This window comes from Guptibacillus hwajinpoensis (assembly GCF_020171785.1).
Taxonomy (GTDB): Bacteria; Bacillota; Bacilli; order Bacillales; family Guptibacillaceae; genus Guptibacillus; species Guptibacillus sedimenti.
Window position 1 is genome coordinate 507,862 of record NZ_JAIVAE010000003.1, and the last position, 15,795, is coordinate 523,656.

At 39.3% G+C, this 15,795-nt stretch carries 15 protein-coding genes; 5 read left to right on the plus strand and 10 right to left on the minus strand.

Features of this window, described 5'->3' with window-relative positions:
• Positions 1-11: 11 nt before the first annotated feature.
• Together LCL91_RS06600 and cls are read right to left on the minus strand one after the other, a co-directional pair.
• The gene (locus tag LCL91_RS06600) at positions 12-2,057 is read right to left on the minus strand and encodes a peptidoglycan D,D-transpeptidase FtsI family protein (protein ID WP_224881044.1); all 2,046 of its coding nucleotides are present in this window, start codon (positions 2,055-2,057) and stop codon (positions 12-14) included.
• 221 nt (positions 2,058-2,278) lie between these two features.
• On the minus strand, positions 2,279-3,724 hold the full coding sequence (cls, locus tag LCL91_RS06605; protein ID WP_224881045.1) for a cardiolipin synthase: 1,446 nt from the start codon (positions 3,722-3,724) through the stop codon (positions 2,279-2,281).
• 213 nt (positions 3,725-3,937) lie between these two features.
• Between cls and LCL91_RS06610 the strand changes: the two genes are divergently transcribed.
• The gene (locus LCL91_RS06610) at positions 3,938-4,075 is read left to right on the plus strand and encodes a hypothetical protein (RefSeq protein ID WP_224881047.1); all 138 of its coding nucleotides are present in this window, start codon (positions 3,938-3,940) and stop codon (positions 4,073-4,075) included.
• Positions 4,076-4,252: 177 nt separating this feature from the next.
• Complete coding sequence (locus tag LCL91_RS06615) at positions 4,253-4,888, plus strand: FMN-dependent NADH-azoreductase (protein ID WP_224881049.1); 636 nt, start codon at positions 4,253-4,255, stop codon at positions 4,886-4,888.
• A 48-nt stretch (positions 4,889-4,936) separates the two neighbouring features.
• Here LCL91_RS06615 and LCL91_RS06620 read toward each other — a convergent pair whose 3' ends face one another.
• The 3 genes from LCL91_RS06620 to LCL91_RS06630 all read right to left on the minus strand — a co-directional run bounded on the left by LCL91_RS06620 (position 4,937) and on the right by LCL91_RS06630 (position 7,328).
• The gene (locus tag LCL91_RS06620; protein ID WP_098444130.1) at positions 4,937-5,143 is read right to left on the minus strand and encodes a cation transporter; all 207 of its coding nucleotides are present in this window, start codon (positions 5,141-5,143) and stop codon (positions 4,937-4,939) included.
• Between the two features lie 102 nt (positions 5,144-5,245).
• Positions 5,246-5,641 carry a DoxX family protein gene (locus tag LCL91_RS06625; protein ID WP_224881051.1) on the minus strand — a complete coding sequence of 132 codons (396 nt, stop codon included), beginning with the start codon at positions 5,639-5,641 and terminating at the stop codon, positions 5,246-5,248.
• 70 nt (positions 5,642-5,711) lie between these two features.
• Positions 5,712-7,328 (minus strand): M20/M25/M40 family metallo-hydrolase, encoded by a 1,617-nt coding sequence (locus LCL91_RS06630; RefSeq protein WP_425589662.1) that lies wholly within the window; start codon positions 7,326-7,328, stop codon positions 5,712-5,714.
• Positions 7,329-7,553: 225 nt separating this feature from the next.
• Between LCL91_RS06630 and LCL91_RS06635 the strand changes: the two genes are divergently transcribed.
• Complete coding sequence (locus LCL91_RS06635) at positions 7,554-8,339, plus strand: glycerophosphodiester phosphodiesterase (protein WP_224881053.1); 786 nt, start codon at positions 7,554-7,556, stop codon at positions 8,337-8,339.
• A gap of 74 nt (positions 8,340-8,413) precedes the next feature.
• Positions 8,414-9,433, plus strand: coding sequence for an NADPH dehydrogenase NamA (gene namA, locus LCL91_RS06640; RefSeq protein WP_224881055.1), 1,020 nt, complete (start codon positions 8,414-8,416; stop codon positions 9,431-9,433).
• Positions 9,434-9,466: 33 nt separating this feature from the next.
• Here namA and rnz read toward each other — a convergent pair whose 3' ends face one another.
• Positions 9,467-10,399, minus strand: a complete 933-nt coding sequence (rnz, locus tag LCL91_RS06645; RefSeq protein ID WP_224881057.1) for a ribonuclease Z — start codon at positions 10,397-10,399, stop codon at positions 9,467-9,469.
• Positions 10,400-10,489: 90 nt separating this feature from the next.
• Between rnz and LCL91_RS06650 the strand changes: the two genes are divergently transcribed.
• Positions 10,490-11,086: a CPBP family intramembrane glutamic endopeptidase gene (locus LCL91_RS06650; RefSeq protein ID WP_224881060.1), complete on the plus strand. Its 597-nt coding sequence runs from the start codon at positions 10,490-10,492 to the stop codon at positions 11,084-11,086.
• Here the strand turns inward: LCL91_RS06650 and LCL91_RS06655 are convergent.
• Genes LCL91_RS06655 through LCL91_RS06670 form a run of 4 tightly spaced genes read right to left on the minus strand, consistent with a single transcriptional unit; the run spans position 11,054 to position 15,747 of the window.
• Positions 11,054-12,274 (minus strand): DUF4129 domain-containing protein, encoded by a 1,221-nt coding sequence (locus tag LCL91_RS06655; protein WP_224881062.1) that lies wholly within the window; start codon positions 12,272-12,274, stop codon positions 11,054-11,056. The two genes, LCL91_RS06650 and LCL91_RS06655, sit on opposite strands and share 33 nt — an antisense overlap.
• Positions 12,274-13,482, minus strand: a complete 1,209-nt coding sequence (locus LCL91_RS06660) for a DUF58 domain-containing protein (RefSeq protein WP_224881064.1) — start codon at positions 13,480-13,482, stop codon at positions 12,274-12,276. Before LCL91_RS06660 ends, LCL91_RS06655 begins: the two co-directional genes overlap by 1 nt.
• A complete protein-coding gene (locus tag LCL91_RS06665) occupies positions 13,479-14,432 on the minus strand; it encodes an AAA family ATPase (RefSeq protein WP_224881066.1) in 954 nt (317 codons plus the stop codon). Before LCL91_RS06665 ends, LCL91_RS06660 begins: the two co-directional genes overlap by 4 nt.
• A 34-nt stretch (positions 14,433-14,466) precedes the next feature.
• Positions 14,467-15,747, minus strand: coding sequence for a DNA polymerase IV (locus LCL91_RS06670; protein ID WP_224881068.1), 1,281 nt, complete (start codon positions 15,745-15,747; stop codon positions 14,467-14,469).
• Positions 15,748-15,795: the final 48 nt, after the last annotated feature.

A 15,795-nucleotide genomic window follows, 5' to 3' on the forward strand; every position in this document is an offset into this window, starting at 1 on the left:
GGCTTTTTACTTTATTCTTCTTTTTCTTCGATAGGTGCAGAAGGTTTTGGTTCATCTTTCAGATCGAAATAAGCTTTAAATAGTCGCCTTGCAATATCTTTGTTGACTGATTCATTGCGATCACTGCTCAAACTCGGAACCACGACCGCTAACGCAATTTCTGGATCTTCATAAGGAGCATAGCCTACAAAGGTTAAATTAAATCCTTCTACGCTATTATTTGGACCAAACTTTACTTCAGCCGTACCCGTTTTACCGGCATGAGTAAAATCTGTTCCCTTAAAATATTTCGTTGCTGTTCCGTTACTAGCATTTGTCACTCTCCATAATCCATTTTGGACTCTGCTAATATCACTTTGACTCATTTGAATGCGATTCATCACGTTTGTATCAAACTGATCCACAATAATATTCGATAAGCCATCGACATTGGAAGCCTCGTGAACTTCTTTTAAGAAATGAGGCTGAATTCTTTTTCCGTCGTTTGCAATCGTTGAAATGTATTGAGCCATCTGAAGAGGTGTGTACGTATCAAATTGGCCAATCATTAAGTCCATCAGGTTACCAATTTGCTCAATACCACCATTGATTCCTGTCGTTTCAATTGGCATATCAATTCCTGTCTTATTTCCAAGACCAAATTGGTTAAAATGATAGCGAACCTCATTATATGCCTTTGGATCCCACGGTATACCACTTGTGTTTGGAACATAATCATACCCTGCCATCATCATGGCAATACGAAACATATAGACGTTGGATGATCTTTCTAACGCTTCAACATCATTCACCCAGCCTAGGTTTGCATATGACGCCTTCTCATTGGTAGCAGGTATAGAGATCGGGGTATCAAATAAGGTCGTGCCGTGACTAATCACTCCTGTTTCATAGCCTGTTAATACAGATGCCCCTTTTACTGCTGAACCCATTTCATATGCTTCTGACAAGGTTCCATACGAATATTCAACATAGTCATTGTCTTTAGAGCTATATTTCGTTCCACCGAAGGCTAATATCTCACCTGTCTCTGGATCCAATCCAATCGCATAAGCACGGTCAGCATATGGGTTCCCACGCGCCCTTGCTTTTCTTAATTCTTCTTCAAGAATCGTTTCAAGCTCCTGTTGCAGATCAATATCGACTGTTAAAACAAGGTCATTTCCTCTTTTACCAGGAATCACTTCAGGTTCACCGATTGGCTTTCCTGATTTGTCTGTGACATACTTTTTCATCGACTTCTGCCCTCTTAATAAATCTTCATACTGCTTCTCAAGATAGCTGATGCCGACAAGATCGTTATTATCGTAACCTTTCATCGTATAAGCATCCAACGATTCTTTTGGAATTTGCCCTAAGTTCCCGAACATTGTTTCCATCGTTTCATCATAAGGATAAACCCGCTCAGCATCTGGCGATATGTCGACTCCCGGTAAATCTTCAAGGTTTTCACTAACTTGCGCAATTTCTTCACGTGTTAACCCCTTCTTAATAGATTGAGAAGAGAGTGCATACCCCGAGTCCATCTGGCGTTTGATTGCCGCAATTTTTAATTCATCTTCATCACTTGTAATTTCCTTAAGATCTTCTTCGTTGATGCGATCAATTTGTAGGCGATAAGCCTTTTGAGACTCAAGTTCTTCCCATTCTTTTTCTGATAATTTGGCCCTGGCTTTCTCTGGTCTAGTCATAATCCAGAAATCTTTCAAATCGCGCTCTGTCACCTTATCCGTATCCATCTCAATAAATGAAGCTAATTTACGAGCAACCTCAAGTCTTTCCTCTTGTTTCGTATTTTGATTTCGAATATAGGTTAACGTAAACGTTGGTTCATTATCGACAATCACTCTTCCATACCGATCATACATTTTCCCTCTAGGTGCCGTTGACTTCGCCGTTACATTCTCGGTTTGCTCTGATATTCGTTCAAAATCTTCCCCTTGTACAATTTGAATCATCCCAAGTCTAAGGATAAGAATAGAAAACAACAGAAAAACAAATAGAAACAAAATATTTAGCCGAAACGGCACATGTGTTTTCTTCATTTTTTCCTTAATCATTAACTTCCCCCCGTGCATTTCCTTATCTTCCCAACTATCATAACATAGGAGGATTAGGACTTTTTTCCTTATTAGAAAATAAATTCAAAACAATTCCGTTATTAGGACGGTTTTATTCTGTAAGTATGATTAAATAAGTTTTAACGAGGTTCCTTAAACGCACAACCTAGCCCACACGAAAAAAGCATGCTTTTATAGCACGCTTCAGGGGGATGAATCATTTATAAAATAGGAGACAGTAGTCTCGAGATCGACTCTTTGCATCTAATCCAGAGAGACCTTTCCAGGTAACCTTCTCCCGTTAATTCCAAGCACTTCTCCATATCCTTAATAAAAACATTTGCCAATTCTTTTGAGATTTCTTCGTCATAGATAAATGCGTTCACTTCAAAGTTTAACCGAAAACTTCGTACATCAATGTTGGCGGTACCTACTGAAGAAATTTCACGATCGACTGTGATGGTTTTTGCATGAATAAAACCATTTTGATAAATGTAAATTCTCGCGCCAGCTTTTAGTAATTCGCCAACATAGGAATAGGTCGCCCAATAAACAAAAGGATGATCTGGCTTATTTGGAATCATTAATCTAACATCTACACCACTAAGTGCAGCGATGCGAAGTGCATCTAACAGACTTGCATCGGGTATAAAGTAAGGTGTTTGAATAAAAATCGTTCGTTTTGCTGAGGTAATGAGCTTTATGTACCCATTTTTAATTTGTTCCCATTCAGAATCAGGTCCACTACTCACAATTTGCACACCGGCTTTTCCAATCGGTTCAATGATAGGGAAATAGCACGCTTCATAACCTACCTTGTTCCGTGCAGCGTGATTCCAATCTAACAAGAATCTCGTCTGCATAGCGAGCGTCGCGCTACCTTCGATTCGAAGGTGTGTATCTCGCCAATAACCAAACTTCGGATTTAATCCAAGGTACTCATCACCAACATTAAAACCACCAACATAGCCAAGTACGCCGTCAATAATCACCAGTTTTCGGTGATTTCGGTAATTTAGTCGTGTATTCACATAGGGGATACGTGAAGGGAAAAAGACTTCCACTTCTCCACCTGCCTCGATCAACTCTCTGAAAAAACGCTTCCTTGTTTTTCTTGATCCCATCTCATCATAAAGAACGCGAACCTTTAGCCCTTCGCGTGCTTTTTCAGCGAGCTTTTCCACAATCCTCTTACCTAGCTCATCTTTTTGGAAAATATAATATTGGAAGTGAATATGATCTTTCGCGCGACCGATATCCTGAATGAGAGCATTGAACTTTTCCTCACCGTCTGAAAAAATGCGTATGGCATTATCCTGCGTTAGTACCGCATCGTCATTTACAAGATGCATATAAATCAGGTCCTTATGTCGCGCAATTTCTTCATGTCTAAAAGGATAAACGCCGCTTTTAATTTCGCTAACCTGCTCCTCAATTAAATCCTCGATTCCAACTTTTTTTATGTTATCCCAATCAAATAACCTTCTTCTACTTAAGTTTTGCCCGAATACTAAATACATCACAAAACCAAGGAGAGGGATAAAAAGCAAGACCATAAGCCAAGCCCATGTTGCACCAGCGTCCTTGCGTTCGAGGAAAATAACAAGGGCTGCAAAAACAAGATTAAGTACAAATAAAATCCCTAGTAAAATCGAAATAATGTGCATAAATAATAGCTCCTTTAGCGTACACAACCTCAGATTAATCGTTTTTCACTTAAGTTTACATCATTTTTAGCTCGTTATTAAGATGATTAATAATCTAAAGATATCACACTTTCTTTTCAATCGAACCATTTCTTACCTGAAATCATAGAACCTCTTCCATTTCTTTGAAATACAAAGTAAACTAAACGTAACGAAAGACAAGGAGGAGTTCAAATGATTGGTAAACCAATTCATTTCGATGGAAGCTCTAGCATCCCTTCAGCCCCTAGTGAAAAAAAGCTGCCTTTCAAACTAACAGATGAAGTAAGAAGAAACCTCAGCGGCAACCCTTATCAGCTCCCTAAAAGTTAAGTTAAACCTGGCCTTGCCTAAAATGCAAGGCCTTTATTATGTCCCCACCTTTTTTGACACGTTACGAGCGGAAGCAAAATAGTTGAATTCGTTCCTCATCTCCTTTATAATTTGCCTTGAATTAAAAATAATTTAATTCGAGATAAATTGCGCATCAAGAAAGGAATGAATGTTGAAATGGCAAAAGTATTATACATCACGGCACATCCACACGATGATACACAATCTTACAGCATGGCAGTAGGAAAAGCTTTTATCGACACTTACAAAGAAGCGAATGTGAACGATGAAGTCGTTCATCTCGATCTATATCGTGAGCATATTCCCCAAATTGATGCTGACGTTTTTAGCGGCTGGGGTAAATTACAGTCCGGAAAAGGTTTCGAAGAACTATCTGCAAGTGAAAAGGAAAAAGTACAGCGCCTTAATGAACTAAGTGAAGAATTTATTGAGGCTGATAAATATGTGTTCGTAACACCACTCTGGAATTTCTCTTTTCCTCCAGTTATGAAAGCTTATTTTGACTCAGTATCCGTGGCTGGTAAAGCCTTTAAATATACTGAAAACGGACCTGTTGGTCTTTTAACCGATAAAAAAGCAATCCACATCCAGGCTCGCGGTGGCGTTTATTCAGAAGGGCCTGCGGCAGAAATGGAAATGGGTCATCGCTACTTTACAACAATGATGCAATTCTATGGCGTGCCAAACTACGAAGGACTTTTTGTAGAAGGTCATAACGCAATGCCAGATAAAGCCGAAGACATTAAGCAAAATGCTATTGCGCGTGCAAAAGATACCGCACTTACATTCTAATACTATTTACTCAACAAAAAACCAGCTGACTAACCAGCTGGTTTTTTGTTATGAAACAACGTATCCCTGATTTTTCACTATTTCTTGTAAAGCGGTTAGAGAAACTTTGTTTGAATCGAAGGTAACATCTGCATTTCCTTCTTTAAAATGAATTTCAACAGCCGATACACCACTTAATTCTAGTAAGGCGCTACGAATTACCGATACACAGTGATCACCAGTCATCCCGTTAATTTTCAAGGTTACTTGTTCCACTTTTTTTCTCCCCTCACGAACTTATTTTGCTATTATCCTTCCCGTTCATCAAAATACTATGACGAAACAAAAAGCTTATATTAATGAGCGGTCACAGCTAATTTAAATTGCCGAATCATTCTTTTGTTTTGCTGCCCATAGCACCCACCAAATTAAGAGCGGTTGAAAGAGTAACCTGATCCATAGCAATAACTCATTTGCTTCCTCCTGTCCAGGAGCTGGAATTCCAGCAATCGCTGCATAAATGTTGGCAGGAAAAATAACGACTAAATACACTGCCGTCCAAAACCTTGCCTGTTTACGTGTAGAAGGAATGAGGAGTAAAACGGCTAATACAATTTCCATAATCCCTGTTACATAAATCATCCCAAGCCTGAACGGCACCCATTCGGGAATCATTGATGCAAAACCTTCCCCTTGAATAAAATGAGCAATGCCTGCAAAAATAAAGAAAAAAGCAAATAACACAAGCGCAATTCGACGAATTGTTTTTATCATAAAGAATCTCCTTTTCAATTGGATTCTTCCATGATAGCAAACTATTCTTCTTTTTTAGAAGAAAAACGCTTTACCGAAGCAATTGTTTAATCGTATATGGAAGCATTTCATGCAGTGTTTCAAAGGAATACGTTAATTCAAGTCGCTCTGTCCATTTATGCGCATCTCTCCCCATCGGTCCAAGATTCATAACGGGGACCTTTAACTGTTCTAACGCCTCGAGAGGTAGTGTATAAGACTGTCCATATAAAGGCATGTTGCTCATTAATGGTTGAATGGTTTCTTTCGTACGCTCTAACCCAACGAAACTTAAATCCGAAAGGCCAGGAAAATAATGCTGTGGTTTTAACTTTACGTTATGCTTCTCGTCACTGTAGTTCATCACACGTTGAATCGTTTCCTGAATAAATGGATCATGACGAGAGGATACGGCCGGATAAAAAGGCGGATTATAAAAAAGAATAATCATTGGGCCATCATCTTTACAAAGCGCTGCAAGATCAAAGACCATTCTTGTGGAAAGATCGCGATCTCCAAGATCTTTAAAATTTGCTGAGATATAATCCTGGCGACGTTTAATTTCCGCTTCGCCAAACAATGTAACCGCCCGTTGGTGCAACTGTTCATAGGTTAACACGTTAACTTTAAATGGCTCAGGAACATAGCTTTGAAGCATCGAGAAAGCGGTGGCTTTTTCTAAGTAGTGGTGTTCAATACGCCTGGCAGCAGTTTTTACAGCCTTCATCAATTTATCTGTAATTTGTTGAATGCTACTTTCCATCCCAAGCACATTAAAAAGCGTGACGCCTACATGTGGAATTTGAACTGAATATCCTTCTTTTAAATCCTTTTGCATTAAATTTGTAGGCGGAGGGGTTACTTCTCCATCAACAACCTCACAAAAGTCAGCATTTAATTCTAACTCTTTCGTTACTTCTGCTGCCATGTAATTCGCATTCAAGCCAGAAAAGGGTTCCCCAACGTGAGTTTCTTGACCATAACAGAAAAAACCAGGAAGTAACTTGCCAATTGATCCTGAATAAAGATAGAGGTTTTGATCACCAGGATAATTTGTAAAAACAGGCTCAGAATTTAAACAAGCGGTATACGTAAGGTTATGTTGTTTTGCCATTTCAACGAGAACAGGAACGGCCTCGATCATTCCCAATGAATTGGCTTCTTCATCAGGAACCGTAAGGAATAAAATATTCCCCTCAAATTCACCAGAACTCGCTTTTTCAAGCATGCTCATCTGTAAGGCAATCCCTGCTTTCATATCCATCACGCCTCGACCAAATACCCATTCTCCAGTTTCCAGATCATTCTGAACTTCTAGTGGCATCTTATCCAGATTCTTATATACTTCTTCTGTCAGATCATATGGGCTAAAGGCCAGATTTTTAAACTGGCCGTAATCTTCTACATCGACCACGTCGAAATGACTTATTAATATAACCGTTTTTTTTGCTGTTCCATTCTTGATCAAACCAGTTACAAAAGAGCGTCCATCACTTGTTGGATGAAGAGCAAGCATTTGAGGGTTATCTTTAAAATAATCTAAATCCTGAAGCTGAAGATGAATGTATTCTGCAAGTGCTACTTCTGGATAAGATCCCGTTATACTCTGATGTTCGACAAGTCTTGATAACAAATACATAAGCGTTTCTTTTGTCTGCCATTTCTCCACCTCATAACCCCCTGTCTGTTTTTTTGCAAAATTCACCTGTTTTTGGTAGGTTTAATGAGAATAGACGGCATTTTTTGACCTGTTCACCGTCTCCCTACCTAAGCCATGTAGCCTTTCAATCTGTGTCGGTAGGGCTCAGCTTCCCTAAAGCTTCGAATGGAAGTTTCACTTTATCATATTTTATACATACAAAACCTGAAAAGACCAGTAGAAATGGGGAAAATCATGACAATCATATTTGCTCATAGAGGTGCAAGCAGACAATGTCCAGAAAACACATTAAGTGCATACGAACGTGCAGTAAAGCTTGGATCTGGAGGAATTGAAATTGATGTCCAACTTTCAAAAGATGGCATTCCAGTTGTCATTCACGACCGTACCTTAAAGCGTACTACGTCTGGAAAAGGAATTGTCACCGAAACAAATTTTGCTGATCTCAAAAAACTGGACGCAGGAAGCTGGTTTTCTCCGAAGTTTCAGCAAGAAAGCATTCCTTCATTAGAAGAAGTATTGATCTTTGCTTCTGAGTATCCTGATCTTTGGCTGAATATTGAGTTAAAATATTACCGTGAAGATGATGACAAACTTGCCAAAATTGCCATACCAATGATAAAAAAATTTCGCTCTGAGAAAAATACGCTGATCTCTAGTTTTGAACACGAACGATTGCTTGAGGTTCATAAATTATGGTCTAAAATAGAAACTGCTCCTCTCTACAAAGGGAACTTACACGAACCATGGCATTATGCAAAAAAGCTAAAAGCTAAAGCGATCCATCCTCACTTCAAATCCATCCACGCACCGCTTATTAAAACCGTTCAATCTCACGGCATAAACGTACGTCCTTATACGATTAATGAGGAAAAATGGCTGAGGCAATTCCTTGAGTGGGAAGTAGACGGACTTATGACAGATGTGCCTGATCTTGCGTTAAATATCATGCATAACAAACAAATGTCACAACAAAAAAAGTCCTGGTGGAAAAACATTTGGAGCATGATCACAAAGTAAAGCACGATTTGCGACTTCTTTTTTTGCACATGCTATACTCAGGGTCAGGAAAGAAGAAATAAAGGAGAGATTGCATGTCATCAGCATTATTTACACCCTATACCATAAAAAACGTTACATTTCCTAACCGTATTGTAATGAGTCCTATGTGCATGTATTCATGTGAAGCAATGGACGGGAAAGCAACCAATTTCCATTTCACACACTATACTTCTAGAGCAGTAGGACGAACGGGTCTCATTATTACGGAAGCAGCAGCTGTTACCGAACAGGGCCGAATCTCTCCACAGGACCTTGGCATTTGGAGTGATGACCATATAGAAGGATTGCAGAAGATTGTACAACTTTCTCAAGAGCAAGGAGCAAAAGTAGGTATTCAACTTGCTCATGCCGGTCGAAAAGCCGTATTAGAAGGTCCAATTATTGCCCCATCAGCAATTCCTTTTAGTGATAAGATGAAAACCCCTGAAGAAATGACGCTAGAACAAATAAAAGAAACGATTGTTTCCTTTAAAGAAGGCGCAAGAAGAGCAAAAAAAGCCGGCTTTGATGTTATCGAACTTCATGGCGCACACGGTTATTTAATCAATGAGTTTCTATCTCCATTAACGAACAATCGTAAAGATGAATATGGTGGTTCAACACAAAATCGCTATCGTTTTCTTAAAGAAATAATCTCAGAAGTGAACGATGTTTGGGACGGTCCACTCTTTGTACGTATTTCTGCAGAAGAATACCACGAAGAAGGGAATACAATGGAAGACTTCGTATATTTTTCAAGTGAAATGAAGAAACAAGGTGTTGATCTAATTGATTGTAGTACAGGCGGGGTTGTACCAGCGAGCATCGATGCCTTTCCTGGATATCAAGTAAAACACGCTGAACAAATTCGGAATGAAGCTAAAATTTCAACTGGCGCAGTGGGATTGATTACACACCCTCTTCAAGCAGAGGAAATCATTCATAACAACCGCGCAGACCTTGTCTTGCTTGCGAGAGAACTATTAAGAGATCCTTACTGGGCGAGAACCGCCGCAGCTGAACTCGATGCAGACTTAGAGGCACCGAAACAGTATGAACGTGGTTGGAATTAAATAACCAGTAAGTAGACTATAACAAAACCGAGCTCATTTTGAGCTCGGTTTTGTTATAGGTATATGGACTGTCATTTGATCTTCTACTATGTCCGTATTTGCAAATACGGCTCTTGCTTCCCTAATTAGATCTACCATATCTGCTTCTTGGTAACGTGAACTAATATGATTTAAAAGAAGTTTCTTTACGTTCGCAGTTTTAGCAATTCTAGCTGCTTCCTCCGTAGTGGAATGATAATACTCATATGCTAACGAAGCCATCTGAGCGGAAAATGTAGCTTCATGGATAAGAAGATCGGCATCTAAAGCAAAATCAATCGTCTTCTCATTAAACCGAGAATCCCCACAATACACAAGATGTCTTCCTTTTATCGGAGGACCTACTACGTCACCTGCATGCACCACTTTCCCATTATCTAGGGTAATAGAGTCTCCGTTCTTCAATTTTTGATAGATCGGACCGGGTTGTACACCTAATGATTTTAATTTTTCAACATTTAATGCACCTGTTTTATCTGCTTCTTCTATTCGATAAGCAAAACTATCAATTCCATGTTCTAACAAAGCTACCTTTATTGTAAAACCCTGCTCTTGCACTTGAAAGTCGTCTTCTATTTCTATAATTTGGAGTGGATAGCGTAGGTGCGTCCCACTAATTTTTACGGCCGTATCAATAAAATGAGCAAGTCCTTTTGGTCCATATATCTTCAGTTCTGATTCTCCCCCTTGAAAAGAACGACTTCCAAGAAGGCCTGGCAGTCCAAAAATGTGATCACCGTGTAGGTGAGTGATGAAAATTTTGGTCAGCCTACTAAGTGTAATAGTAGAAGAAAGAATCTGATGTTGTGTCGCTTCCCCACAATCAAACAACCAAACTTCTCCAGAATCCAACCGAAGAGCTGTCGAACTAACGTTACGTTTTGTTGAAGGAACACCAGCACCTGTTCCTAGAAATGTTAATTCCATATCAAATCTCCTTATCATCAGTTCAGTATCGCAAAGATCTTGATGATCAGCTACACTGTAAGTATGAATTTCATACAGGAGCTGTTTATCATGCTGTTAAAAAAAAGATTATTTCTTGCACTATTTCTCTCACATCTTCTATTATTTCTATCTTTCTATTTATTTAGTGACTTCTTTTGGCCACTTTTCACTGTATCTCTTCTTCTCCTTGGAGGAGTGTCAATTCGTCAAGTTAAATGGAAAAAGCCGTCATTTTCTCATCTTTTTATCGGAATTTTAAGTGGCGTGTCCCTTTATATTCTTTTCTTTCTGGGGAAAACCATTATGCTTGTTCTTTTCCCTCATTTTATAACACAGGTTAATGAACTTTATACCCTTGTGTCCCCAGATAAAGCTTGGCACTATGTTAGCCTTATTTTAATTGTTATTCCAGGAGAAGAACTTTTCTGGAGAGGTCTTGTGCAAACAGAGCTTAAAACACTTCAAATCAAATACCCAATTTTACTAGCTGCGCTTCTCTATATGAGCGCCCACTTTTACGCAGGTGCTTTCCTTCTGCTTGTGGCTGCTGTGTTAGCTGGAGCTGTATGGGGATATTTGTATGACCGAACCGGAAATATGGTCGTTCCGCTTCTTTCACACCTTGTATTTGATTTATTTCTTCTTGTTTTCTTTCCGCTTCTGTAAAGCATGCCTCTTTAACTCCCTAAGGAGGCTCTTCATATGCTGCATGTAGAGAAGAACTTCCTCTCGATCAGGACTTTCTGTACCGTATCGAACCTTCTCATAAATGGCTATAATGTAATCCTTATGTTCACTATGACCAGGAATCCTTCGTAACCATTGACTTAAAGTCTCTCCTGCTTGACGTCCAACCCCATACTTCAGCGCCTTTATTTCTAAATTAAAAATTTGCTTTCTTACTTGATTCAAAGGTGGTTTTAATGGGCTTCCCTTCTTATCTTCCCTTGTATCCAACATTTCACTCGTAATAGTAGCAAAGCTACTTACTTCAAGTCGAGAAAGTACAAGCCTTTTTTTATAAATGATGAAGAAAGTAACGATTAATGCAATGATAAGGCAGGTGTAGAAAATAAGTTCAAGTGGCAAGTCTATACTTTGTCCATTTATCGTTTGTTCCTTGTTCATTTGTTGGTTTTCCATTGACGAATTCCCCTCTAAAAAAAGAGAATCTTCTGCAGAGCGCGTCGAAAGATTTGAGGTTAGCCAGTAGATTGGTAAACCAATAACATAACCAATTCCACTTATTGTATAAGAAATCAACTTTATAAGAGGGTCTTTTATCCAAATAATAATGCTAAACAAGCCGCTAGAAACAGCTAACAAAAGAAGGATAGAACTCATGACCCATCTGGCCTGCTTCAGTCCCCCTGCTTTTCTTATTTCCACAGCCGCTCTACATATGAGGAGCAAAAGAAATTGCACAAGAGGAAATAGAAATACGACCTGTCTTAACTCTGAAGAATTACTGAAAAGGAAGAATAGAAAGGAACCAACCAAATTTAAGAAAAAAATGATTGTATCATCATGTCGAGTTAACTCTCTAATGTTGACATAGCTCCGCCAAGCGATCGTAATCGAAAGGAGAATGGAATAAAAAAGCGGGACGCCTAACACGAATCCTACAACAGCAGTTAGGATGCCAAGCAGAATTATCCACGACAAAGTGATTTGATCACGATTTCTAAAATAAAGAAGAAAGTAGCAACTTCCGCAACCAAGAACAAGCACAAGAAAAGGGAAAATAGGCGGGAAGGTTTGTTCATATAAATAAAAGAACGCTAAAAGAAAATACACGAAAACCATATCATAAATATAATAGAGAAAATGAGGAAGTTCTCTACGTACTTTCATCAATTCTGAACCCTTTCTACCTTACCAAGATAGGCATAACCATCCGACATTTTCACGTCATAGCACATATGACCGATACTCTTCAAAAACTGATAAAATGTTTCTTCTTCCTTTGATTGAATCGGCTCACCTAATCGAATCAAAACAGAGCGCTCTGATAATCGCTTTTTGAGCAATGAACTCATCCGTTCAAAAGATAACAGCGGTCTTGTGTCATCAATGCGAGCCAATAACTCTAGTGCCTTACTTAACTGAGCATTCCCCTCTCCAACTTCAAGTACCATTGAAGAAGCAGGTCCTTCCGGATCAAGATTAATATGAATTTCAAACGCTATCCCTCGTTTTGTAGCGACTGAACAAAGAAATGCCAGTTGGCTAATATATGCTTCGATGTTATTGGAGACTTGCCCAGGACTATTCTTTCTTTTAACAGACAAATCAAGAATAAAAACCCACCTCATCTCGATCGAACGCTCATACACTTTCGTTTTTAATTCTGAAGTTCTTGCCGTAGCTTTCCAATGAATACGATTAAAAGGATCAGAGTTCGCATATTCTCGTGCACCTGCAGGAGCACACAAGTTTTCATAGAGGGAATGTTCATAAGCGTGACTCCCCATTTCATAAGTCGAAAGTTGTTCTACGCCCTGCACCTCCCTCAACTCAGGGTAAATCAATATTTCTGTTTGTGAGAAGCCTTGAAAACTAGATAGACGGCTTCCTAAACCAAAGAGATCCTTTATTATAAATTGAAGGTTCCTTATTCGCGTAGCTCCTCTTTCATAAGCATGGATAGAAAAGGAAATATTCTTACGTTCATTTCGTCTCATAAAAAAAGGAACACCATAATAGTGAAGGTTTTTCGTGTTTTGAACAATTTCAAGTTGGGAGAGATGAATCACAGGCTCCAAAGCAAAGCGCAGCTCGCCGTTCCAAATCGGCAACTTCCCTTGATTTTGTAACGAAAAGGAGAGCGTTTCATATTCTCCTTTGAAAAGCCTAATCGTATGTCGCTTATTTTCTACCTGAACAGATGTAGCTGCTTTCTTTAAGTAGATACGAGTTCCATAGCTAAGTAGCATTAATGCCACAGTAACTATGAATAGCTCGACCGATTGTAAATAAAAAGAAATAATAATCAAAACCCAGCTTAGTCCTAGAAAAGAAGAAAGGAATAGAGAGAGTGTGGTTTTCGTCTCCCACCTCATGATGTTGCCCTTCCCCTCACTTCCACCGGCACCTCGACTTGAGTAAGGATCTCTTGAAGCACAGCTTGTTTCGTCTTACGCATCGCTCCTTCCATCGTTAAGACTAGACGATGACTGAGAACATAAGGCGCAACGAACTGAATATCTTCGGGAGTAACAAATGATCTTCCTTCAATGAATGCTTTTCCCTGTGCTGCTTTCATAAAGGCAATGGTTCCTCGTGGACTTACGCCAACACTTATGTACTCTCCGCTTCTCGTCGCTTGGACGATACTTAAAAGATAATCCTCAATCACTTCAGAAAGCTCCACTCGCTTCACTTCTTTTTGAAATAATTCAATTTCTCCATCTTCAAAAACCGACTTCAAATCATCGAATGGATTTTGAAGCCTCATCATTTGAATCATTCGTTTTTCTTCTATCTGTGTTGGATATCCGCTTTGCATCTGCATAAAGAAACGATCCATTTGGGCTTCAGGTAATGAAAAAGTTCCCTGTGATTCGAGGGGATTTTGCGTTGCGATTACGATAAAAGGCGTCGGAAGTTTGAGCGTTGTTCCTTCAATGGTTACCTGCTTTTCTTCCATTACTTCTAGTAAACTCGACTGCGTTCGAGGCGTTGCTCGGTTGATTTCATCAGCTAGCAATACGTTCGTCACAACTGGTCCTGGACGCAATTCAAAATCTTGCTTTTTTGGATTAAAAAATTGAATACCTGTCACATCACCTGGTAAAACATCTGGAGTAAACTGAATTCTTTTAAATTGCCCACCTAGTAAAACAGCCATCGATTTAGCTAAAAGGGTTTTTCCAGTCCCGGGAACATCTTCCAGCAACACATTACCATTATTTAATAAAGAAATCATCACCAGCTCAATCGTTTTTTTCTTTCCGATTAGAACTTTTTGCATCTCATGTTGGACAAGCTTCATCTTTTCAACAATAGTCATATTAGCAACCCCTTTTTAGGTGGTGTGATATCGATTAATCCTTATCTTGCTTATACTTCCAGAGGAAATCACGATCTAAACTTGTACCACGCCTTTTCTCATCTCTTAACTTATGACTCCCATCCTTACCGAGTTGATTTCCTTTAAGAAGAGCTCCCTCGCCATATTTGGATCGGATTGAACCAATCGTATTCTGAAGATTGTGTCGTTTTGAATCCGCTTCAAAAGAAAATAAATCAAGCTGAACAGTGGCCTCGTTTCGATCAACTAGCTGCTGTCCTGTTACGCCAAGTAAGCGAATCGGCTGCCCTGACCAATTCTTCTCAAAGAGAGCTTGAGCAGCTTCAAGAATGTCCGCAGACTGAGATATTGGATTTTGAAGTTTTCTACTTCTAGTAACGGTTGTTCGATCACTGTAACGTATCGTTAGCTGAATATTAAAACTAAGAACGTTCTTTTTGGCCATCCGCTTAGCTACGGAATCAGATAAATTTGTGAGTGCGGTATGAATACGGTGATGATCAATAAGATCTTCCGGAAACGTAGTGGAATTGCCAACACTTTTAAATTCATCTATCGCATCTGGATTAACGGGGCGGTTGTCTCGTCCGTTGGCACGCTCATGTAACCTTCTTCCATTAATGCCTAGCTTCATTTCAAGTTGTAGAGGATTCGCATGAGCTAGATCGTGAATGGTTTTAATTTCTAGCTCAAGTAATTTCTCTTTTGTTTTCTTTCCTACCCCATGCATTTCCCCAACATCAAGTGGCCAGAGCAATTGATCTAACTCTCGTTTACGAAGAATGGTAATCCCTAAAGGCTTTTTCATATCAGATGCCATCTTTGCTAAAAATTTATTTGGTGCAATTCCAATACTACAAGGGATGCCAATTTCAGCATGAATACGATTTTGAATTTCCTCCGCTATTTCAATAGGATTCCGATGTCCACAATCTTCTGTTATATCTAAATACCCTTCATCAATGGAAACTGGCTGAACGAGTGGCGTGTAGGTTTCTAATAGTTCAAAAATTTGGAGAGAGGTTTGTCGGTAAAGTGGAAAATTAGGCGGCATAATGAGAAGTTCAGGACAGTGCTTTTTGGCTTCCCAAACCGGCATAGTTGTTTTGACACCTTTCTTTCTCGCTTCATAGCTACTCGTTACCACAATACCTCGCCTTTCCTCTACATTCCCGGCAATAGCAAGAGGTTTTCCTCGAAGTTTTGGGTTATGAGCGACTTCGACAGAAGCGTAAAAACTGTTCATATCCACATGAAAAATAATTCTTCCTCTTCCCTTTGTACTAAGGTCCATTCCATCCATCTCCTTAAAGCCCTCTATCGAAACCGTTGCGTTTCCCCC